Raw genomic sequence first — 22,380 nt, forward strand, 5'->3', positions numbered from 1 at the left:
CACCGGGGAAGCGCGCGTGATGCGATGATGCGGGTCTTGCGCCCGCATCGTTCGGATCGTCGCGCCATCGCCCCCAATTTTTTGCGCAGCTTCCTTACTGACATGAGTGCTAGCCTTCTGCTGCTCGCTGCCTTCTCCGGCCTCGCGGTCGGGTTGGGTATACGCGCAGCCAAGCCGGACCGGGAGCCCGCGGGCAGACCCAGCCGGGCGCTGCAATGGGCGGTCTTGCTGTTTTCCCCCGCGTCCGTCGGCCTGCCATTGTGGGTCGCGCTGGGTTCCGGCAGCCTGCGGGGCACGCGCGAGGTGTCGCAGGCCGCGGCCGTGTTCGCCATGACTGCCGGGCTCACGCTTGCCATCCCCTGGCTGCGCCGGCACATACCGCTGCTGCGCGGTACCGCGCTGGCGGTGACGCTGGCCGGCGCCGGGGTGGTGGTGGCCACCGGCGCGCGCCTGAGCGCCCTGTGCGGCAACGCGCAGCGCCCGTCCGCGCTATGCGTGGAACCCGGCAACTTCATGCAGCCGGCCTGGCTGGCGGTGGCCGCGCTTCTCCTGGTGGCGCTCGGATACTTCGGCCTGCGCCGCGCCAACCTGCGCGCATGGCAACTGGCCAACTCGCCCGGCTTCGCCATCCCGGACACCAATGCGCCGGACGATATCTTCGATAACCAGCCGCCCGCCACGGGTGGGAGAAGCACCCCGCCGGTACGGCGGCGCGGCCGCATCCCGGGCCGCCTGACCGTGCGCGCGACGGCGCGCGGACACGGCACGGTCGGGGAGTACAGCGTCAGCACCGATCTTCCCGACCGCACCGCCTTTGCGCGCTGGCTCGATCAGTCGATCGCGCAGGCACGCCTGGCGGAGACCGGCTGTGCCGTGCTGTTGGTGCATATCGCCGACTTTCGCGAGGTCGATGAAGTCTTCGAGGTGCGCGCGGACGATATCCTGGCGCAGGATGCCGGGGCGCTGGCGCAGGCAGCGCTGGAGCCGCACGATTTCCTGGCGCGCCTGGCGCGCGACGAGTTCGCAGTCGGCGTGCCCGAGATGATCCAGCACAACCGCGCCAATGAACTGGGCACGCGGTTGCTGAGCTCGCTCGCGGAGTTCGTGTCCACGCGCGGCCTGCAGATGCAGATCGGCGTGAATATCGGCATCGCCATCTACCCGCGCGACGCGCAAACGTCGGAAGCCCTGATGCAGGCGGCACGCGTGAGCCTGAGCGAAGCGCGCGAGAGCGGCTCCAACCAGGTGCGCGTGTTCAATTCCGCCGCCGGCGAGCGCGCGCGGCGCATGCGGGTCATCCGTCGCGACCTCTGGCTGGCCATCCAGGACGACGGTCTCGCGCTGCAGTACCAGCCGAAGTTCGACGTGCGCCAGCGCACCGTGATCGGCGCCGAGGCGCTGTGCCGCTGGCGCCATCCGACGCTGGGGCAGGTCAATCCCGCCGAGTTCATCGCGGTGGCGGAGCAGTCGGGCCAGATCGACAAGCTTGACGACTGGGTGATCGCCACGGTGTGCCGGCAGATCCGGCAGTGGCAGGACAAGGGCATTCCGGTGGTGCCGGTGGCCATCAATGTCTCCGGACTGCGCTTTGCCAGCCGCGATTTCCCGCAATACCTGCTCGAGCAGATCCATCAGCACGACATTCCGCCGTCGGCCGTCACGCTCGAGATCACCGAAACCGCGGCGATGAAGGATATCGCGCAGTCGCTGGAGACGCTGGCCGAGCTGCAGGCGCTTGGCATCCATGTCGCGCTGGACGATTTCGGCAGCGGCTATTCCAGCCTGGGGTATCTGAAACGGTTGCGCGTCGGGACACTGAAGATCGACCGTACTTTGATTGGCGGGCTGGATGCCGACCCGCAAGGTCGGGCCATCGTCGGGTCAATGGTGGCGCTGGCGCATGAGCTACGGATGCGGGTGGTGGCGGAAGGGGTGGAGTCGAATTCGCAGCTGGATATTCTGGCGGCGATGGACTGCGATGAGGTGCAGGGGTATTTGTTGTCGCATCCCTTGGATCCGGGGGCGTTTGCGGAGTTGGTCTCGGGGGATTGAGGCGTGAGATGCCGCTCAAAAATCCAGCGACATCCGGCACTCACCCATTCACCGCCTGGGCGTATAAGGGTCAGGCAGCGCCCCGGCAGACGGAAACAGCGCCAGCAGGCGGGTAAATTGCCCGCTTTCCGGCACCAGCAACGCAAACCGGGTCTCGCAATAATGCCCCGTCAGCGCCCCCAGCCTGCGCAGCTGCTGGCTGCAATTCACCAGCGAAGGCAACCCCCGCGGCAGGTAAATACTGGCCAGCAGCGCCTCGGGTTCGATGCGGGTACGTCCATGGAAGCGCGCCAGCTGCATCAGCAGCTCATCCGCCATGCTGGCCTCGCTGGTGGTTTCCACGTGCAATGCCAGGCCGATTGCATCGCGGCTGGCCACCGCCTGTACATCCCGCCATGTCAGGGGCATGGGCCCGTCCCCCAGCACCGGCGCGAACAATACCGAGGAAAGCAATTCGAGGGTGCGTGGCAGTCCCTCGGCGGTGGTCGGCACGATCGGCCCGCAGCCCGTGGTGGCATACGCCGGGCCATCGACGAGCAGGGTGACAACGAGGCGATCGGGGTGCCGCAGCGCGCGCAGGCGTTGTGCCATGGCTGCGCTGATCTGCCGCTCCACGATGACCAGCTGCACATCGGCCGGCTGGCGCGGACGCCGCGATACCCAGTGCAGCCGTCCGCCGAAATCCGGCAGCGGCGCCAGCAATGCGTCCGGCGCGCCTTGGATGAGCACCGTGAGCTTGTCGGTTTGACGCGATTCGGGCGCATCCCGTTTGCTCCACTGCGGGCCTGGCAAGTTCGACATGCTGACGTTCCGATAGTGTTGCTGTGCCACTGCCCCGGGTAGCGCAAGCCGTCCACGGCCAGCAATGGGAGTCGGACGTTTTGCGCGGCGGCCGTAGTATGCCGACCCTCGGCGAGCGGATGCACCCCATAACCGGGGGGTAACAAATCTGCGCTTATCAGCGCAACCGTACTACGGTTTCGGCCAACTCTGCCGATATTCCCCGCAGGGGCGCGGTTCGCACCGCGCTGCGCGAGTGCCGCAGCAGCTTGCATCCGCGTTGTCCCTGGCATGGGAACGCACAGGGAAATCGCTCGGGTTTGCCCGCCGCCGCCGTCCCAGGCGAGAACGAATATCGGTCCACCGGGCCAGGACCTGGGCTTGTGGACTCACCATCGTGCTGTCAACGGAGCCGTTATGTCTTTGCCTCATATTCTAGTCGTCGACGATTCTCCCTCCTTGCGCCGCATGATCGGCGCCTGCCTGCGCGCCGGAGGTTACACCGTATCCGAGGCCGCCGATGGCGACGAGGCCCTGGCGCTGGCCATGGATACGTCATTCGGCATGCTGGTGACCGACCAGGTCATGCCCGGCACGGACGGCCTGACCCTGATCCGCACGCTGCGCAAGACTCCGGCCTATGCGGCAATCCCGATGCTGATGCTGACCACCGAGGCCGACGGCCAGGTGCGTGAGCAGGCCCGCGATGCCGGCGCCTCCGGCTTCCTCGCGAAGCCGTTCGATCCCGATCAGCTGATGGAAGCCGTCGGCGCGCTGATGGACCCCTCGAAGGTAGGGTAAATGCCTTGCCAATGTTTCCCTTCAGGCACGCGGCGTACTGCCGTTAAGAGGTAAACGATATTCGTGCCTTGGCGCAGGCCGGGTCTCGGCAAGGCTGCCCGTTTTCGGGCCGGCCGGCCGTGGCTTTGGCTGCGCGCGATGGCCGGTCATGGCAGCGGGAGCCAGGAAAATGAAAACCGGGAACAAGACAGAGGGCGCGGGCGAGGAATTCCTCGCGTTCAGGCTGGGCGGCGAGGAATACGGCGTCGACATCCTCAAGGTGCAGGAGATCCGTGGCTATGAGAATGTCACGCAGATCGCCAATGCACCGGCCTACCTCAAAGGCGTGGTCAACCTGCGCGGTATCATCGTGCCGATCATCGACCTGCGCATCAAGTTTCGCCAGGACAAGGTCAACTATGACCAGTACACCGTGGTGATCATCGTCGACCTGCACGAGCGTATCACCGGCATCGTGGTCGACGGCGTGTCCGACGTGCTGACCCTGGCGCCGGGCCAGATCCGTCAGGCACCCCAGCTGTCCGGGGACACCGAATACATCCGCGGCATCGGCTCGGTCGAAGACCGCATGCTGATCCTCGTCGATATCGAGAAACTGCTAGACACCGAAGAGCTCGCAGCGCTTGAGGCAGCCGCGGCCGCCTGAAGCGGCTGCAATCAGACAGAGCCCGATCCACGCAGTCCTCCATCCATGCGAAATAACCAACCCGTTACATCCCGAGAGCACAAGCTCTCCGCAGACGATTACCTGATTTCCCGGACTGACCTCAAAGGGCGCATTACGTTTGCCAATCGCGCCTTTATCGAGACTAGCGGCTTTGAGGCAGAGGAATTGCTCGGTGCCGCGCACAACCTGGTGCGCCATCCGGATATGCCGCCGGAAGCGTTCGCGGATCTGTGGAAGACGATCCAGGCTGGCCGCTCGTGGGTCGGTATCGTGAAGAACCGGCGCAAGAACGGAGACTTCTATTGGGTCACCGCCACGGTGACGCCTACGGTCGTCGACGGCCAGCTGGCGGGCTACACCTCCGTGCGCTCGATGCCGCAGCGAGAGCACGTGGAGGCAGCAAGCGCGGCATATGCGCGCTTGCGCGACGGCAAGGGCCATGGACTCGCGGTGCGCGATGGCGCTGTGGTACGGCGCGGCCTGGCGGGATTGCCGGGGCGCCTGGCCAAGACCACGTTGAAGCGGCGCATCCTGATGTCGCAAGTGGCGGGCCTGGTGTGGTTCCTGGCTGCCTTGGCCGTATTCGAAGCGCTGCCAGATGGCGAGGCCGCGGGTTCGCTGCGGCCCTGGCTGTGGGGTGGATTCGCCCTGGCTGTGGTGTCCTCGTTCGTCGCCGGCACCTTGCTGCTGGCGCGCGTGAACCGGCCGGTGCAGGACATGCTCGATTTTGCGCTGCGCATGGGTGCCGGCGACCTCACCACGCGCCTGGACTACCGCGCGAGCGATGAGGTCGGTGCGCTGGCGCGCGCCATGCGCACCATGCAGCGTAGCTTGCTGTCGGTGGTTGGCGAGATCCAGGACGGCATGTCGAGCATCTCCACGGCTACCCGCCAGGTTGCCGCGGGCAACAGCGACTTGTCGCAACGTACCGAGCAGCAGGCCGCGTCGCTGGAAGAAACCGCATCGAGCATGGAAGAGCTGACCAGCACGGTGCGCCAGAACGCGGACAACGCGCGGCAGGCCAGCGGCCTGGCGACGAACGCATCGGAGATTGCCGTCAGGGGCGGCGAAGTGGTCGGCCGCGTGGTGCAGACCATGGACGACATCAGCGGGGCGTCGAAGAAGATCGTCGACATCATCGGCGTGATCGAAGGCATTGCATTCCAGACCAATATCCTGGCGCTGAATGCGGCGGTGGAAGCCGCGCGTGCTGGCGAACAGGGTCGGGGCTTTGCCGTGGTGGCGGGTGAAGTGCGCGGCCTGGCGCAGCGCAGCGCGAACGCGGCCAAGGAAATCAAGGGCCTGATCGGCGATACGGTGGCGCGCGTGGACAGCGGCTCGGCTCTGGTGGGCCAGGCCGGGCAGACCATGGGCGAGATCGTGCAGGCGGTCAAGAGCGTGACCGACATCATGGGCGAGATCAGCGCGGCATCGTCCGAGCAGAGTTCGGGCATCGAGCAGGTGAACAAGGCGGTAGCCCAGATGGACGAGGTGACGCAGCAGAACGCGGCACTGGTGGAGCAGGCCGCTGCCGCTGCCGGTTCGCTGGAAGACCAGGCCACGCGCCTGCGCGATGCGGTGGCCACCTTCCGCGTCACCATGCGGCCGGAAGCGCGGCCGGTGCGGGCGGGCCAGGGCAGCGCCCAGCGGCTTGCGCAAGCCTGACGCGGCCAGGTATCCGGCCAAGGCAACAAGTTGAAACAGTCAGTCTTAAGCACTGTTCCAGAAAAAAAGAAGTGGCACCTGTCGTTCGCATTGCCCGCAATCCGCGGGCACGGGCAGACGGGGCACCCGGTCAAGTCATTCAGAAAATGAGAGGTGGTCTGCATGCAATGGTTCAATCAGCTGCGCGTCACGACCAAGCTGGTCGTTGGCTTTCTGGTCGTGTCGCTTATCGGCGTGGTGATGGGTCTGCTGGGCGTCGTCAATATGGGACGCATGGCCGACTGGACCGGCAAGATCTATAACGGTGACTTGCAGGCGCTCAAGGCGGTGCAGTCCGGCAATATCAGCCTGCTCTATGGCAGCCGCGCGCAGATCGCCCTGCTGTCCGCATCGACCATGGGCGAGCGTGCCGCCGAGAAAGACCAGATCGAGAAATCGCTTGGCATGCTGGACGAGAGCATGAAGCGGGCGCGCCAGGCATTCACCCAGCCGGAAGGCCTGGCCCTGGTCAAGCAATACGATGCCTTGCTGCCGGCCTACCGCGAGCGGTTGGGCAAGTATGTGGCGCTGGTGGGCAAACAGCCGCTCGATACCTCGCAGTTCGAGAGCCAGGTCTTTAGCGAGAGCGCCGACCTGATCAAGGAGAGCCGCGCGCTTGAGGACTTGATGGCCAAGATGGTCAAGCGCCGCGACGATCGTGCGCTGACCAATATGGAAGAAGCGCGCGGCGTCTACGAGGGTACGCGCCTGTGGATGCTGGGCCTGGTGCTGGGCGGCCTGGCCGTCTCCGTGCTGCTTGGCGCATTCCTCGCCCGCACGCTGTCGCGCCAGCTGGGTGGCGAACCGGCCTACGCCGTGGCCATCGCCTCGCGTATCGCCGAAGGCGATTTCTCCGCAGAAGTGAAACTGCGCAGCGGCGACAAGGACAGCCTGCTGCACGCCATGAAACAGATGCAGCAGCAACTGTCCACCATGGTGCGCGATTTCAAGGACTCGGCAGAGTCGATCGCCTCCGCTTCGCGCGAGATCGCCGCGGGCAACAGCGACCTCTCGCAGCGTACCGAGCAGCAGGCCGCTTCGCTGGAAGAAACCGCATCGAGCATGGAAGAGCTGACCAGCACGGTACGCCAGAACGCGGACAACGCGCGGCAGGCCAGCGGCCTGGCGGCGAACGCATCGGAGACAGCCGTCAAGGGCGGCGAAGTGGTCGGCCGCGTGGTGCAGACCATGGACGACATCAATGGGGCATCGAAGAAGATCGTCGACATCATCGGCGTGATTGAAGGCATTGCATTCCAGACCAATATCCTGGCGCTGAATGCGGCGGTGGAAGCCGCGCGTGCTGGCGAACAGGGTCGGGGCTTTGCCGTGGTGGCGGGCGAAGTGCGCAGCCTGGCGCAGCGCAGCGCGAACGCGGCCAAGGAAATCAAGGGCCTGATCGGCGACACGGTGGCGCGCGTGGACAACGGCTCGGCTCTGGTGGGCCAGGCCGGGCAGACCATGGGCGAGATCGTGCAGGCGGTCAAGCGCGTGACCGACATCATGGGCGAGATCAGCGCAGCATCGGCCGAGCAGAGTTCGGGCATCGAGCAGGTGAACAAGGCGGTAGCCCAGATGGACGAGGTGACGCAGCAGAACGCGGCACTGGTGGAGCAGGCCGCTGCCGCCGCCGGTTCGCTGGAAGACCAGGCCACGCGCCTGCAAACTTCGGTGGCCAGCTTCCGCCTGGCGCCGGCGGATGCCATTGCCGGCTCGCGCGTCGAAGCGCCGCGTCCCAGCGTGATTGCCGCGGCCAGGCCGGCACGGACCGAACCGTCCACGCATGCCGCCCGCCAGGAAGACGCCGGGGCCGCCGAGCCGACGCCGGCGGACAAGGGGGGACGTGAGGGAGGCCGTGAGGGAGGCCGTGAGGGAGGTCGTGAAGCGAGCACGCCCGTCCTGGCCCGCACTGCCCGTCCCGCCGCGCTTGCCACGTCCGACAACGGTGACTGGAGCGCCTTCTGACGTCAAGCGCAAGGGTTATGCCGCCGGCCCCGGGCCGGCGGTGGCTCGCTGTTAGCATCACTCAGCACCGCACATTATGACTACCGACATCACCCTGGCGCTTCCCGAGGAAGCCGCGGCCAAGCTGCGCTCCGAGTTCGAACATTTCGTCAAGGTCTCCACCGGGCTGGACAGCGAATTCAGCCCGCCAAGCTTTGACGATTTCCTGCGCGCGCGCCTGCTTCAGCATGACGGCCCGCTGACCGAGCGCGCCGTTACGCGGCTGCTGTCGGGCGGGGAGTACGCATGGGCCAAGCGTGTGTTCAACAAACAGCTGCCCAATGCCATGGCGACCCTGATGCGCGACGCGCAGCGCTTTGGCTACGGCCTGGCGACGCGCTACGAATGGACGCCGCAGGAACGCCTTGCACACGCCCGTGACTGGTCCCGGCAGATCCTGGAGGACGCGGGGGCCGACCTGGCCTTCATCGAGCTCCTGGCGTCGCAACTGGCCACCTCGGCGGTGGACATCCGTGCGCTCGAAGAGCAGATGCAGACGCCGGCGTGGCGAGTGGCGGAAAGCCTGCGGCGCCGGGTCTACGACCTCATGTACATGGTGCAGACTGAACGCATCGCGGGCACTGCCCGCTCGCGGCTGGGAGAGCTGCGAGCGGTGGTGGCGCTGGCCATGGACTATGGCACCGTGAGTGCCGAAGAGGCAGCGCGCGTCATGGAGCAGGTTGAGCAAACCTGTCCGCACCTGTTCAGCGAGGAGCCCAATGACCTGCTCGCAAGGGTCGCCGCATGGCTGCGCCGCGTGCTAGTGCAGTGACGTCCCTTTCGTCAATAGAGGAATGTGATTAGTGCACTTCGGATTTGAGTGATCCAAGGGACATATTTAGAGCCTTTACTCTGTTACAGAAACGTAACAGTTTTGATGCAAATCACATTACAAAGGCGTGACTTGTTACAAACTTCGTCTCCCATGTATGTTTCGTGCGACATTGCTGTACCCCAACGTTAGAGGGGATTGGCAGTCCGGTTGAATTGCCGATATAACTCTCACAGTCGCACTTACACTCTGTAACACTTGTAACGTTTCGGATAAGTCTGACCAAGCGCAGTTCCTTAGTCGTACGCAGTACCCGTCGAACACGCACTCAAACGATCTGGTCGCCTTCAGCCTTCGGCTGCGGGTAAGCGCCGGACAAGCGGTCGAAGGGTTTTTGGTAGCGGGGAAAAATTGGAAAGCAGTGAAGTTCTCCAGGAGATCAGGGAGGTCAATCTCGCCTATCTGCTGCTCGCGCAACGCCTGGTGCGAGAAAATCATCTGGAAGCCATGTTCAGGCTTGGCGTCAGCAAGGAAATTGCCGACATTCTCGCCAAGTTGACACCGGCCCAGTTGGTCAAGCTGGCAGCATCAAACATGGTCCTGTGCCGTTTCCGGTTCGACGACCATGCCTTGCTGTCGACACTCACCCATACGGCCAAGAGCCATGATATGCAGCAGATCCATGCTGCGATCCTGCTCGCACGGCAGCCCGTGGAGTCGCTCAATTGACCGCGCTCCTTCAGGCCCCGTCAGTCCGGAGTACCACGGCCACTCCCGTTCCCAATCGCAAGAGCGTCTTGCAGGACGCCAACCAGACCCAGCTCGCCATCGAGCTGATCGGCCTGGGGGCGCGCCTGCAGGTGCTCGAAGCCGAGACCACGCTCTCGCGCGATCGATTGATCCGCCTCTACAAGGAGCTGCGCGGCGCCTCGCCGCCCAAGGGCATGCTCCCCTTCTCGACCGACTGGTTCACCACCTGGTTGCCAAACATCCATTCCTCGCTGTTCTTCTCGGCCTATCAGTTCATGGTCCAGCAAGGCGAGACGGTTGGCATCCGCGCCGTGGTGGCGAGCTATCGGCTCTATCTTGAGCACGTATCGCTGCTCGAAAGCGAAATTGTCTTAAGTTTCACCCGTGCCTGGACGTTAGTACGGTTTTTCGAGAGCAACATGCTGCAGCTTTCCAGCTGCACGTGCTGCGGCGGGCAGTTTGTTACACACGCGTACGAGCCGCATGCGAATTTCGTATGCAGCCTGTGCCGACCGCCCTCACGTGCCGGCAAGGCGAAGAAGCTCTCGAAGAACGTCGCTCCCGCGCAAGTTGTTGCCTGACTGAAGCGATTCGGCTGAGACGTTACCAAGCGGATAGTCCGGGCACATGCCCGGCCTGCCGTTGGGAATCCTGCCGCCGTGCGCCGCGGATGCCGGAAGTACCCGGCATCCACGCGTATTCCCGTGGCAGCCTGCCAAGCGTACCAACGCTCAGGCAGGGCCATCGCGGGAACTCGGAAGGAAACCCAAGCTTATTCGCCGGATCGCCGGTCCCCGCGTTGGAAGATCATCGATGCCGGGTCAATAAGTCTTCAAGTCTTGCCGTCTTGCGTCGTTAAGTCATAAGACTGCAAGGCATCAGGACTCCAGATCACTGGGCCTTCAGGTCACTGGGTCTCGGGTCCGAGGGCGGTTTGCGTGGTTGGTGAGTCTTGCCAGGGCAGGCGGTAAATCCGCTTCTCCCGGAGGGCGACCCTTGTGCGTGCCTGACGCGTGTTTTTCTGACGGGGAATCAATCGTGCTAGTTGTAATTGGCTTTGTTGTCGTAATGGCGGCGGTGCTTGGTGGATACGCCATGACCGGCGGCCATATGGGCGCGCTTTATCAACCGGCAGAGCTTGTCATCATTGGTGGCGCGGCAGTCGGCGCGTTTATCAGCTCCAACAACGGCAAGGCAATCAAGGCCACCATGCGTGCGCTGCCGGCGCTGTTCCGCAGCAGCAAGTACAGCAAGGCGCTGTACATGGAAGTGATGGCGCTGCTCTACGTCCTGCTGTCCAAGGCCCGCCGCGAAGGCATCCTGTTCCTGGAAAAGGAAATCGCGGATCCGGCGGCCAGCAGCGTGTTCAGCCAGTATCCGCGCATCCTCGCCGATCCGGGAATGATGGAGTTCCTGACCGACTACCTGCGCATGATGGTCAACGGCAATATGAATGCCTTCGAGATCGAGGCCCTGATGGACCACGAGATCGAGACCTTCCGCCACGAGGCCGAGGTGCCGGCGCACGCGCTGCATCGCGTCGGCGACGGTCTGCCGGCCTTCGGCATCGTCGCCGCCGTGATGGGCGTGGTGCATGCGCTTGCCTCGGCGGACCTGCCGCCGGCCGAACTCGGTGCGCTGATTGCGCACGCCATGGTCGGAACCTTCCTCGGCATCTTGCTGGCCTATGGTTTCGTTTCGCCGCTGGCCGCGCGTGTCGAGCACCAGGTGGACGAGAGCGTGAAGATGTACGAGTGCATCAAGGTCACGCTGCTCGCCTCGCTCAACGGGTATGCGCCGCTGGTGGCCGTGGAATTCGGCCGCAAGGTGCTGTACTCGACTGAGCGGCCATCCTTCCTCGAGCTGGACGACCACGTCCGCGAAGTCAAGAGCATTACCTGACGTAGAGGAGCGGCAGCGATGAGCAGTGAGCACGGTTCGCATCCCATAGTCGTCAAACGCATCAAGAAAAGCGCCGCCGCGCATCATGGTGGTTCATGGAAGATCGCGTACGCGGACTTCATGACCGCGATGATGGCGCTGTTCCTGGTGCTTTGGTTGCTGAAGGCACAGACCCCCAAGGATCTACAGCAGTTGGCGGAGTACTTTCGCACGCCGCTGAAGGTGGCGATTGCGGGCGGCAACAAGAGCAGCCTGTCGTCCAGCGTGATCCCGGGTGGTGGCCTCGATATCACCCGCCAGGACGCGGAAGTCAGGAAGACCCCCGACGATGCCGTGCAGAAGGCCAAGGAGCGCCAGGAAAGCGAGCGTCTGCGCGCGCTCAAGAACCGGCTCGAGCAGATCATCGAGAATAACCCGGTGCTGCGCCAGTTCCGCCCGCAACTGCTGCTCGACATCACCAGCGAAGGTCTGCGCATCCAGATCCTCGACACGCAGAACCGGCCGATGTTCCGCACCGGCAGCGCCGCGGTCGAGCCGTATATGCGCACCATCCTGCGCGAGATCGGCCCGGTGCTCAACGAGATGCCAAACAAGGTCAGCCTGTCGGGCCATACGGACGCGGCCAACTATTCCAACGGCGAACGCACGTACAGCAACTGGGAACTGTCCTCCGACCGCTCCAATGCCTCGCGGCGCGAGTTGATTGCCGGCGGCATGAACGAGGGCAAGGTGCTGCGCGTGATCGGCCTGGCCGCGACCATGCCGCTCGACAAGAAGGACGAGATGGCACCGGTCAACCGCCGCATCAGCATCGTGGTGCTGAACCAGCGCGCGCAGTCCCGGATCGAGGCAGAGAATGCCAGCGCCGCCGAAGTTTCGGTGGCGGCAAAGGCCGGCGCAGCCGGCCAGGAAGTGCAGGCAGGCCTGGCGGCCGCCTCCGCCCCCGCAGCGCCGGCCGCTGCGCAGGGCAACGCCGCCGCGGCCCCGGCCAAGCCGGGCAGTGTTCAATGAAGACCGCTTGCCATGCGGGCAGCGGGCTTCGCAGCGAATTTCAGTGAGCCAGGACGGTTATGTCTGTCGATATCGATATCACACAGTTCTACCAGACCTTCTTCGAAGAGGCTGAAGAGCTCCTCGTGGAAATGGAGCAGCTACTGCTCGGGCTGGATCTCGAATCCCCCGACGCGGAAGAGCTGAATGCGATTTTTCGCGCAGCCCACTCTATCAAGGGCGGTGCCGCTACCTTCGGCTTCGCCGCTCTGACCGAAACCACGCACCTGCTGGAAAACCTGCTCGACCGTACGCGGCGGCGGGAACTGGCGTTGTCCCGGACCATCATCGACACTTTTCTGGAAACCAAGGACGTGTTGCAAGATCAGCTCAACGCCTACCGTAACGGTACGGAACCCGATCCGGAAACGCTGGCGCGTATCTGCGCCGTTCTTCAGCAACTGGCGCTAGAGGCTGCGGGCGGTGCGCCCGCGGCAGCGGCCCCCGCGCCGGCTCCGGCGGCAGCCGCCGTGCCGGCGCCGGCGCCCGCCGCGGGCGGCGGGTTGAAGGTGACGCTGATCAAGGTATCGCCGTCCGACCAGGCGCTGTTGCGTGAAGAGCTCGCCAACCTGGGCGAGATCACGGGCCAGCAGGAGCAGGGCGGCGATCTCACCGTCTGGCTGCAGAGCCAGTGCAGCGCCGACGACATCCTCGCCGTGTGCTGCTTCGTCGTCGATGGCGACCAGATCGTGGTGGAAGCGGCGGACGCGCCGGCTGCCCCGGCAGCAGCGGCACCGGCTCCCGCTCCGGTTCCGGTTCCGGTTCCGGCTCCCGCAGCCGCCGCACCGGCTCCCGCCAAGGAAAAGGCCAAGGCGCAGCCCGCCGCCGCAGCCCACGCACAGGAGTCCGGCTCGATCCGTGTGCCGACCGAAAAGGTCGACCAGATCATCAACCTGGTGGGCGAGCTGGTCATCACGCAATCGATGCTGGCGCAGACGGCCTCGGCGCTTGATCCGGTGCTGTTCGACCGCCTGTTCTCCGGCATGGGCCAGCTTGAACGCAATGCGCGCGACCTGCAGGAAGCCGTGATGTCGATCCGCATGATGCCGATGGACTACGTGTTCTCGCGCTTCCCGCGCCTGGTGCGCGACCTGGCCGGCAAGCTGGGCAAGCAGATCGACCTGGTCACCTTCGGCAAGGCCACCGAGCTCGACAAGAGCCTGATCGAACGCATCATCGACCCGCTCACCCACCTGGTGCGCAACAGCCTGGACCACGGCATCGAGACACCGGACTTGCGCGTTGCCGCGGGCAAGGAACCCACCGGGCAGCTGATCCTGTCGGCGCAGCACCATGGCGGCAACATCGTCATTGAAGTGAGCGACGACGGCGGCGGCTTGCGCCGCGACAAGATTCTCGCCAAGGCGCTGCAGAACGGCCTGCCGGTGTCGGAGAACATCAGCGACGAGGAAGTCTGGCAACTGATCTTCGCGCCGGGCTTCTCCACCGCCGAAGCGGTGACCGACCTGTCCGGCCGCGGCGTGGGCATGGACGTGGTCAAGCGGAACATCCAGGAGATGGGCGGCCACGTCGAGGTCACGTCGCGTCCTGGCCAGGGCACCACCACCCGCATCGTGCTGCCGCTGACGCTCGCGATCCTGGACGGCATGTCCGTCAAGGTGGGCGCGGAGACCTTCATCCTGCCGCTGAACTGCGTGATGGAGTCGCTGCAGCCCAAGCCGGAAGACGTACACACGGCTGCCAACAACGACCGCGTCATGCATGTGCGCGGCGAGTACCTGCCGTTGCTGGAACTGCATCGCGTGTTCAACGTGGCCGATGCCGTGCATGAGCCGACCCAGGGTATCGCAGTGATCCTGCAGGCCGAAGGCAAGCGCTTCGCGATGCTGGTGGACCAGCTGATCGGCCAGCACCAGGTCGTGCTGAAAAATCTCGAAACCAACTACCGCAAGGTGCCTTGCATTTCCGCCGCCACCATCCTCGGCGACGGCAGCGTGGCACTGATCGTGGACGTCGGTGCGCTGCAGCGCACCGGTGTGCGCCGCCAAGACCCGGCGCTTGCTTAACGCTCAGGAGAACAAGACATCATGGCCGGCATCGGACACATCGATACCCCGGGGAGCGAAGCCTCCGGGCAGGAATTCCTGGTTTTCACGCTGGGGAGCGAAGAATATGGCATCGACATTCTCAAGGTGCAGGAGATCCGCGGCTACGACGCGGTGACCCGCCTGGCGAATGCGCCTGACTTCATCAAGGGCGTGACCAATCTGCGCGGCGTGATCGTGCCGATCGTCGACCTGCGCCTGAAGTTCCGGCTAGGCAACGTGCGCTATGACCACCAGACCGTGGTCATCATCCTCAATATCGCCGGACGTGTCGTCGGCATCGTGGTGGATGGCGTTTCGGATGTGCTGACCCTGACCGGCGAAGCCATCAAGCCGGCACCGGAGTTCGGCGTTTCGGTCTCGAACGAGCACCTGACCGGCCTCGGTACTGTCGACGGCCGCATGCTGATCCTGATCGACATCGAAAAGCTGATGACCAGCCCGGAAATGGAACTGGTGGAAGCCGAGTTCGCCTGATCCCGCATTCCGGCGCGCGCAAGCACGCACAAGCGCGCATTAGCAAGACCACGGCCAACCGCCCTCGCAACACATGACGCAGCCTCGCCCAACCGCCTTTGCCGCCGGCCCGCAATCGGCGCAGCCCGTTTCCATGCGGCGCGACGAGCCGCGTGACTTCCTGCTGACCGAGCGCGACTTCGAGAAGATCCGCGCCATGATCCATCGCCGCGCGGGTATCTCGCTCGGCAGCCACAAGCGGGAGATGGTGTACAGCCGGCTGGCCCGGCGCCTGCGCACGCTGCAGCTCGTCGACTTCGGCAGCTACCTGGCCATGCTCGATGCCGACGATGGCTCCGATGAGTGGGAGTTCTTTACCAACGCGCTCACCACCAACCTGACATCGTTCTTCCGCGAGGCGCATCATTTCCCCTTGCTGGCGGAGCATGCCAAGAAGATCGGGCGGCCGTACTCCGTATGGTGCTCGGCCGCGTCGACCGGCGAGGAGCCATACTCCATCGCCATCACGCTGGCCGAAGCGCTGGGCGAGCGTGCCGCCACCGTGCTCGCCACGGACATCGATACGCAGGTGCTGGCCAAGGCCCGTTCCGGGGTCTATACCACCGAGCAGGTGAACAAGCTCTCGCAGGAACGGCTCAAACGCTTCTTCCTCAAGGGCACCGGCCAGCGCGCAGGCGCGGTCAAAGTCAAGCCGGACCTGGCAAGCACCATCAGTTTCGAGCCGCTCAACCTGCTGGCGCCGGACTGGGGAATTCGCGAGAAGTTCGACGCGATCTTCTGCCGCAACGTGATGATCTATTTCGACAAGCCCACCCAGGCCAAGCTCCTGGAGCGCTTCGTGCCGCTGCTCAAGCCGCATGGACTGCTGTTCGCGGGCCACTCGGAGAATTTCTCCTACGTGACGCGCGCGTTCCAGCTGCGCGGGCAGACCGTGTATGAACTGGCGCCGCCTTCGGCCCGGCTGGGAGGTTCGTGATGCGCACCCCCCAGTTGCCTGAAGCGATCGCCACTCGCAGCTATTTCGACCGCGAGTTCGGCAAGCAGGCCATCAAGCTGTTGCCGAACGAGTATTACGTGACGCGCGAGGACGTGGTGCTTACCACCGTGCTGGGTTCGTGCGTGGCTGCCTGCATCCGCGACGAGAAGGCCGGGGTGGGGGGCATGAACCACTTCATGCTGCCGGACGACGACGGCGCGGGTGCGGACCGGTTGCTCTCCGCATCGATGCGCTACGGCTCCTACGCGCTGGAAGTGCTGATCAACGAATTGCTGAAGATGGGCGCGCGCCGCGAGCGGCTCGAAGCCAAGGTATTCGGCGGTGGCGCGGTGCTGGCCAATATGACCACGCTGAATATCGGCGATCGCAATGCCGAGTTCGTGCTCAGGTACCTGAAGGCCGAAGAGATCCGCGTGGCCGCCCAGGACCTGCGCGGCCCGCATGCGCGCCGCGTCAGCTATTTCCCGCTTACCGGGCTGGCGTTGGTGCGCCGGCTCACACGCCAGGATGACCAGGTGGTGGTCGAGCGCAACGAACGCGCCCTGGCGCGCGCCATTGCCAGCTCCGGCACCGCGCCCGAGAAGGGCGGCGCGGAACTGTTTCCACGGCGCACGCCATCGGCTGCCGTCTCCTGAACCGATAAGGATTTTTTCAAGACATGACCGCGGCCAAGATCAAGGTGTTGTGCGTGGACGATTCCGCGCTGATACGCAGCCTGATGACGGAGATCATCAATAGCCAGAGCGATATGGAGGTGGTGGGTACCGCCCCCGATCCGCTTGTGGCGCGCGACCTGATCAAGCGACTGAACCCGGATGTGCTCACGCTTGATGTGGAAATGCCGCGCATGGATGGCCTGGATTTCCTGGAGCGGCTGATGCGGCTGCGGCCGATGCCGGTGCTGATGGTATCGTCGCTGACCGAGCGCGGTTCGGAAATCACGATGCGCGCGCTGGAGCTGGGTGCGGTGGATTTCGTCACCAAGCCCAAGCTCGGTATCCGCGACGGCCTGATGGACTACACCGACACCATCGCCGACAAGATTCGCGCGGCTTCGCGCGCGCGCATCCGCAGCGCCGCGCCGGCCAGCGCGGAGGCGGCAGTGCCTGCGGCCCCGATGCTGCGCAGCCCGTTGCTGTCCACGGAAAAGCTGATCATCGTCGGTGCATCCACCGGCGGCACCGAGGCCATCAAGGAATTCCTGATGCCGATGCCGCCGGATTGCCCGGCGGTGCTGATCGTCCAGCACATGCCGGCCGGCTTTACGCGCTCGTTCGCGCAGCGCCTGGACGGCCTGTGCCGGATCACGGTCAAGGAGGCGGAGCACGGCGAGCGCGTGCTGCCCGGCTACGCTTATATCGCGCCGGGAGACTCGCACCTGCTGCTCGCGCGCAGCGGGGCCAACTATGTGGCCCACCTGTCGCAGGAGCCGGCGGTCAACCGCCACCGGCCGTCGGTGGAAGTGCTGTTCGACTCCGCGGCCAAGCATGCCGGCAAGAATGCCATCGGCGTGATGCTGACCGGCATGGGCAAGGACGGGGCGCAAGGCATGCTGCGCATGCGCGAGGCCGGCGCCTACAACCTGGCGCAGGACGAAAGCAGTTGCATTGTGTTCGGCATGCCCAAGGAGGCGATTGCCGCCGGCGGGGTGCATGAGGTAGTACCGTTGCACGCGATGAGCCAGCGCGTGATGGCGCGCCTGGCCACCTTCGGGACGCGCGCGCAGCGGGTTTGACGGGGCACAAGCGCTTGCCCGGCCGCATACCGGAAGGGCAGGCGCAGGTATTGAAGCAACTTTCCACAACTGTATTGGAGCCGTTAGAGTGGACAAGAACATGAAGATCCTGGTGGTCGATGACTTCCCCACCATGCGTCGCATCATCCGCAACCTGCTTAAGGAACTGGGCTTTGCCAACGTCGAGGAAGCCGAAGACGGCGCCGCCGGCCTGGAGAAGGTCAAGGACGGCAGCTTCCAGTTCGTCATTTCCGACTGGAACATGCCGAACATGGATGGCCTGAGCATGCTGCAGGCGATCCGCGCCGAAGGGCCGCTGGCCAAGCTGCCGGTGCTGATGGTGACGGCCGAGGCCAAGAAGGAAAACATCATCGCAGCCGCGCAAGCCGGCGCGAACGGCTACGTGGTCAAGCCGTTCACGGCAGCGACACTCGACGAGAAAATCACCAAGATCTTCGAGAAACTGGCGAAGGAAGGGGCATAAGGTGGGCGATATGTCGACGACTCCGACTCTCAGCAACGAATCTGCCGAGCAGCTGTTCCAGCGCATTGGCGCCCTGACACGGATGCTGCGCGACAATATGCGCGAATTGGGGCTCGACAAGGAAATCGAGCGTGCCGCCCAGGCCATCCCCGATGCGCGCGACCGGCTCAGCTATATCGCCTCCATGACCGAGCAGGCTGCCGAGCGCACGCTGACCGCGGTGGAGCTGGCGCAGCCGATCCAGGCCGGCATGGAGAAGCAGGCCGAGGCGCTGGACAAGCGTTGGGAAGCCTGGTTCGACAAGCCGGTGGAGCTGGGTGACGCGCGTGAACTGGTGCTCGATACCCGTGCCTTCCTGACCGACGTGCCGCAGCAGGCCCGCGCTACCGGCAGCCACCTGCTCGACATCATGATGGCGCAGGACTTCCAGGACCTGACCGGCCAGGTCATCAAGAAGATGATGGACATGATCCATTCCCTGGAGCAGGAATTGCTGCAGGTGCTGATTGATAACGTGCCGGCCGATCGTCGGGTGGAGGCGCCGGCTACGCTGATGAACGGGCCGCAGGTCAACCCGGAAGGCAAGGCCGATGTGGTCTCCGACCAGTCGCAGGTGGACGACCTCCTCGCCAGCCTGGGGTTCTGACCGTCCTGTCCAGGCCGCCGCGGCGCCCTTGCCGCGGCGTCGCGGCGGCCTGGCCGGATTTGCCGGCGCATTGCCGGTAAAGCCTCCGCCGCCATGGCGGAGGGTGGCGCGCCGCATCCGCCCGCGCCGCGCCCGGGGCGGCGCCATCCTGCAAACAGCGCCAGAATCCCCGCCCTATTCCCCCTAATGCCCGCCGCTTCCCGCTCCGATAATCGTCCCTGACGAACGGCCGCATGCCGCTTCGTAACGGAGCGGCCATGTCCGAAGAAAGCGATCTCGAGAAAACCGAACCTGCCTCATCGCGGCGCCTGGAAAAGGCACGCGAGGAGGGGCAGGTCGTGCGTTCGCGGGAACTCGCCACGCTGATCATGCTGATGAGCGGCGTGGCGGGCCTGTCGATGCTGGGCGGCACGCTCGCCAGCAAGCTCGACGCTGTATTGCACGCCGGCCTGGCCTTCGAGCCGGCCGTTGCCTTCGATACGTCGCGCATGATGTCGCACTTTGCCATGACGGTCTGGGAAGGCCTGCTGGCCTTCCTGCCGCTGCTGCTCCTTTTTGGCGCGGCGGCGCTGGCCGGCCCCATGCTGCTGGGCGGCTGGCTGTTCTCCGCCAAGTCTTTTGCCCCCGATTTTTCCCGGCTCTCGCCGCTCAAGGGGTTGGGCCGGCTGTTCTCCTCGCAATCGCTGGTGGAACTGACCAAGGCCATCGCCAAGGCATTGCTGGTTGGCAGCGTGGCCGGCTGGGTGCTGTGGCGGCGGCTGCCCGAGGCTGTCGCGCTGATGAGCGCACCGATCCACGAGGCGCTGCTGCACATGCTGGAGATGGTGCTGAGCGGCTGCGCCATGGTGGCGGGTTCGCTGGTGCTGGTGGCGGCGATCGACGTGCCCTGGCAGTACTGGACGTTTTACAAGAAGCTGCGCATGACCAAGGAAGAGGTCAAGCAGGAGCACAAGGAAAGCGAAGGCGACCCGCATATCAAGGCGCGCATTCGCCAGCAGCAGCGCGCCATGGCAAAGCGCCGCATGATGTCCGAGGTGCCCAAGGCTGACGTGGTGGTGACCAACCCCACGCACTTCGCCGTGGCGCTGCGCTATGAGGAAGGCCGCATGAGCGCGCCGCGCGTGGTGGCCAAGGGCAGCGAGGCGATTGCCGCGCGCATTCGCGAGATCGCCGTCGAGAACGGCGTGCCGTTGCTGTCCGCGCCGCCGCTGGCGCGCGCGCTGCACCGTCACGTAGAGCTGGGCCAGGAAATCCCGGCCGGCCTGTACACCTCCGTGGCCGAAGTTCTGGCCTGGGTCTATCAACTGAAGCACTGGCACCACAGCAACGGCCCGCACCCGGAGGCACCCTCCGAGTTGCCGGTGCCTGACGAGTTTGCCGTACCGGAAAGCCAAGCATGAACGCATTGACCTCGCTGTTCAACCTGCCCGGCGGGCGGGGAGGCGGCCAGATGAAGGCCCTGGCCGGCCCGCTGCTGATCATCATGATCCTCGGCATGATGATCCTGCCGCTGCCGCCTTTCGTACTGGACCTGTTGTTTACGTTCAACATCGCCCTGTCGATCATGGTGCTGCTGGTGGGCATGTACACGCAGAAGGCGCTGGATTTCGCCGCCTTCCCGGCGGTGCTGCTGTTCACCACGCTGCTGCGCCTGTCGCTCAACGTGGCCTCGACCCGTGTCGTGCTGATGGAAGGGCACACCGGGCCGGACGCCGCGGGCAAGGTGATCGAGGCCTTCGGCCACTTCCTGGTGGGCGGCAACTTCGCCGTGGGTATCGTGGTGTTCGCCATCCTGGTGGTGATCAACTTCATGGTCATCACCAAGGGTGCGGGGCGTATCGCCGAAGTTGGCGCGCGCTTCATGCTCGATGCCATGCCCGGCAAACAGATGGCGATCGACGCCGACCTCAACGCCGGCCTGATCAACGAAGACGGCGCCAAGAAGCGCCGCGCCGAGGTATCGCAGGAATCGGACTTCTACGGCGCCATGGACGGTGCCAGCAAGTTCGTGCGCGGCGATGCCGTCGCCGGCCTGCTGATCATGTTCATCAACGTTGGCGCCGGCATGGTGGTGGGCATGCTGCAGCATGACCTGGATTTCTCCACCGCGGTGCGCAACTACACCCTGCTGACCATCGGCGATGGCCTGGTGGCGCAGATCCCCGCGCTGGTGATTTCCACCGCCGCCGGTGTGATCGTGTCGCGGGTCTCCAACGAGCAGGACGTGGGCCAGCAGCTGACCGGCCAGCTGTTCTCCAATCCGCGCGTGCTCTACCTGACCGGCGCCATCATCGGCATGATGGGCATCATCCCCGGCATGCCGCACTTCGCTTTCCTGGCCTTTGCCGGCGCACTGGTGTGGTTCGGCCGCTACGTGGCACGGCGTGATGCGTCGCAGGCGCAGGAGAAGAAGCGCGAGGACCGCGCTCCCGCGATGGTGCCCGAGTCGACCGAAGCCAGCTGGGACGACGTCAGCCTGGTGGACCCGCTCGGCATGGAAGTGGGCTACCGCCTGATCCCGCTGGTAGACCGCGCGCAGAACGGCGAACTGCTCGGCCGCATCAAGAGCATCCGCAAGAAGGTGGCGCAGGAGATCGGCTTCCTGGTGCCGGTGGTGCATATCCGCGACAACCTGGAACTCAAGCCCAACGCCTACCGCATCACGCTCAAGGGCGTGGAGATCGGCCGCGGCGAAGCGACGCCCGGGCAGTGGATGGCGATCAACCCCGGCCAGGTCTCCGGCCCGTTGCCGGGCACGCCCGGCCAGGATCCGGCATTCGGCCTGCCGGCGGTGTGGATCGAGGGCGGACTCAAGGAGCAGGCGCAGGTCTACGGCTACACCGTGGTGGACGCCAGCACGGTAGTGGCCACTCACCTCAACCACCTGATCCATATGCACGCGGCCGAACTGCTTGGCCGCCAGGAAGTGCAGTCGCTGCTAGACCGCATCGCCAAGGAATCGCCCAAGCTGACTGAAGACCTGGTGCCCAAGGTCATCACCCTCACCGCGCTGCAGAAGATCCTGCAGAACCTGCTGGACGAGAGCGTGCCGATCCGCGACATGCGCACCGTGCTGGACGTGGTGGCCGAGCACGCGCCGAAGATCAGCGATCCCAACGAACTCACGTCGCTGGTGCGCGTGGCGCTGGGGCGTGCCATTACCCAGCAGTGGTTCCCCAACGGCGCCGACCTCCAGGTCATCGGCCTCGACGCCGGGCTGGAACGCGTGCTGTCGCAAGCGCTCACTAACGGCGGCGGCATCGAGCCTGGCCTGGCCGATGCCCTGCTGCAGCAAACGCAAAATGCGGTGAACAGGCAGGAACACCTGGGGCTGGATCCCGTGCTGCTGGTGCCGCATCCGCTGCGCCCGCTGCTGGCGCGCTTCCTGCGCCGGACCATGCCGCAGCTCAAGGTGCTCTCGCATGCCGAGGTGCCGGACAACAGAAATATCAGGATCACCGCCATGATCGGTGGCGCAGCGTGAGGGGTTTCG

The 22,380-nt window shown here is 65.0% G+C and carries 20 protein-coding genes; 19 read left to right on the forward strand and 1 reads right to left on the reverse strand.

Translation table 11 applies throughout. The annotated features are described in order from the left end of the window. The first annotated feature begins 102 nt into the window (after nt 1-102). Nucleotides 103-2,052 carry a putative bifunctional diguanylate cyclase/phosphodiesterase gene (locus tag ACZY0R_RS09040; protein WP_488858066.1) on the forward strand — a complete coding sequence of 650 codons (1,950 nt, stop codon included), beginning with the start codon at nt 103-105 and terminating at the stop codon, nt 2,050-2,052. 48 nt (nt 2,053-2,100) lie between these two features. Here ACZY0R_RS09040 and ACZY0R_RS09045 read toward each other — a convergent pair whose 3' ends face one another. Then, on the reverse strand, nt 2,101-2,853 hold the full coding sequence (locus tag ACZY0R_RS09045) for a hypothetical protein (protein ID WP_488858067.1): 753 nt from the start codon (nt 2,851-2,853) through the stop codon (nt 2,101-2,103). A gap of 396 nt (nt 2,854-3,249) precedes the next feature. On the opposite strand from ACZY0R_RS09045, the gene ACZY0R_RS09050 reads away from it, so the two are divergent. The 18 genes from ACZY0R_RS09050 (at nt 3,250) to flhA (ending at nt 22,371) form a co-directional block, all read left to right on the forward strand. After that, on the forward strand, nt 3,250-3,633 hold the full coding sequence (locus ACZY0R_RS09050) for a response regulator (protein WP_045235471.1): 384 nt from the start codon (nt 3,250-3,252) through the stop codon (nt 3,631-3,633). 169 nt (nt 3,634-3,802) lie between these two features. Continuing rightward, complete coding sequence (locus ACZY0R_RS09055) at nt 3,803-4,279, forward strand: chemotaxis protein CheW (protein WP_488858068.1); 477 nt, start codon at nt 3,803-3,805, stop codon at nt 4,277-4,279. A 45-nt stretch (nt 4,280-4,324) separates the two neighbouring features. Then, nucleotides 4,325-5,965 (forward strand): methyl-accepting chemotaxis protein, encoded by a 1,641-nt coding sequence (locus ACZY0R_RS09060; RefSeq protein ID WP_488858069.1) that lies wholly within the window; start codon nt 4,325-4,327, stop codon nt 5,963-5,965. A 162-nt stretch (nt 5,966-6,127) separates the two neighbouring features. After that, on the forward strand, nt 6,128-7,969 hold the full coding sequence (locus ACZY0R_RS09065; RefSeq protein WP_488858070.1) for a methyl-accepting chemotaxis protein: 1,842 nt from the start codon (nt 6,128-6,130) through the stop codon (nt 7,967-7,969). 76 nt (nt 7,970-8,045) lie between these two features. After that, nucleotides 8,046-8,780 (forward strand): DUF4088 family protein, encoded by a 735-nt coding sequence (locus tag ACZY0R_RS09070; RefSeq protein WP_488858071.1) that lies wholly within the window; start codon nt 8,046-8,048, stop codon nt 8,778-8,780. Between the two features lie 411 nt (nt 8,781-9,191). Beyond that, nucleotides 9,192-9,509 carry a flagellar transcriptional regulator FlhD gene (gene flhD, locus ACZY0R_RS09075; RefSeq protein WP_006162633.1) on the forward strand — a complete coding sequence of 106 codons (318 nt, stop codon included), beginning with the start codon at nt 9,192-9,194 and terminating at the stop codon, nt 9,507-9,509. After that, on the forward strand, nt 9,506-10,111 hold the full coding sequence (gene flhC / locus ACZY0R_RS09080; RefSeq protein WP_276288384.1) for a flagellar transcriptional regulator FlhC: 606 nt from the start codon (nt 9,506-9,508) through the stop codon (nt 10,109-10,111). The genes flhD and flhC overlap by 4 nt, the downstream gene beginning before the upstream one ends. 457 nt (nt 10,112-10,568) lie before the next feature. Then, nucleotides 10,569-11,432 carry a flagellar motor stator protein MotA gene (gene motA / locus ACZY0R_RS09085; protein ID WP_045235737.1) on the forward strand — a complete coding sequence of 288 codons (864 nt, stop codon included), beginning with the start codon at nt 10,569-10,571 and terminating at the stop codon, nt 11,430-11,432. A gap of 18 nt (nt 11,433-11,450) precedes the next feature. Continuing rightward, nucleotides 11,451-12,443, forward strand: coding sequence for a flagellar motor protein MotB (gene motB, locus ACZY0R_RS09090; RefSeq protein ID WP_488858072.1), 993 nt, complete (start codon nt 11,451-11,453; stop codon nt 12,441-12,443). Nucleotides 12,444-12,502: 59 nt separating this feature from the next. Further along, nucleotides 12,503-14,509, forward strand: a complete 2,007-nt coding sequence (gene cheA, locus ACZY0R_RS09095; protein ID WP_488858073.1) for a chemotaxis protein CheA — start codon at nt 12,503-12,505, stop codon at nt 14,507-14,509. 21 nt (nt 14,510-14,530) lie between these two features. Next, entirely contained in the window at nt 14,531-15,025 is a 495-nt protein-coding gene (gene cheW, locus ACZY0R_RS09100) for a chemotaxis protein CheW (RefSeq protein WP_035866976.1), read from the forward strand. A 73-nt stretch (nt 15,026-15,098) separates the two neighbouring features. Next, on the forward strand, nt 15,099-16,001 hold the full coding sequence (locus ACZY0R_RS09105; RefSeq protein WP_488858074.1) for a CheR family methyltransferase: 903 nt from the start codon (nt 15,099-15,101) through the stop codon (nt 15,999-16,001). Beyond that, nucleotides 16,001-16,657, forward strand: a complete 657-nt coding sequence (gene cheD / locus ACZY0R_RS09110; protein WP_045235733.1) for a chemoreceptor glutamine deamidase CheD — start codon at nt 16,001-16,003, stop codon at nt 16,655-16,657. The genes ACZY0R_RS09105 and cheD overlap by 1 nt, the downstream gene beginning before the upstream one ends. Before the next feature lie 23 nt (nt 16,658-16,680). Then, nucleotides 16,681-17,757, forward strand: coding sequence for a protein-glutamate methylesterase/protein-glutamine glutaminase (locus tag ACZY0R_RS09115; protein WP_035866982.1), 1,077 nt, complete (start codon nt 16,681-16,683; stop codon nt 17,755-17,757). Between the two features lie 88 nt (nt 17,758-17,845). Continuing rightward, nucleotides 17,846-18,241, forward strand: coding sequence for a chemotaxis response regulator CheY (gene cheY, locus ACZY0R_RS09120; protein WP_043357014.1), 396 nt, complete (start codon nt 17,846-17,848; stop codon nt 18,239-18,241). A 10-nt stretch (nt 18,242-18,251) separates the two neighbouring features. Then, nucleotides 18,252-18,887, forward strand: a complete 636-nt coding sequence (gene cheZ, locus ACZY0R_RS09125; protein ID WP_035866991.1) for a protein phosphatase CheZ — start codon at nt 18,252-18,254, stop codon at nt 18,885-18,887. A gap of 257 nt (nt 18,888-19,144) precedes the next feature. Further along, entirely contained in the window at nt 19,145-20,287 is a 1,143-nt protein-coding gene (flhB, locus tag ACZY0R_RS09130; RefSeq protein WP_488858075.1) for a flagellar biosynthesis protein FlhB, read from the forward strand. Beyond that, nucleotides 20,284-22,371: a flagellar biosynthesis protein FlhA gene (flhA, locus tag ACZY0R_RS09135; protein ID WP_488858076.1), complete on the forward strand. Its 2,088-nt coding sequence runs from the start codon at nt 20,284-20,286 to the stop codon at nt 22,369-22,371. Before flhB ends, flhA begins: the two co-directional genes overlap by 4 nt. Nucleotides 22,372-22,380 lie beyond the last annotated feature (9 nt).

This window comes from Cupriavidus sp. F041 (assembly GCF_057814235.1).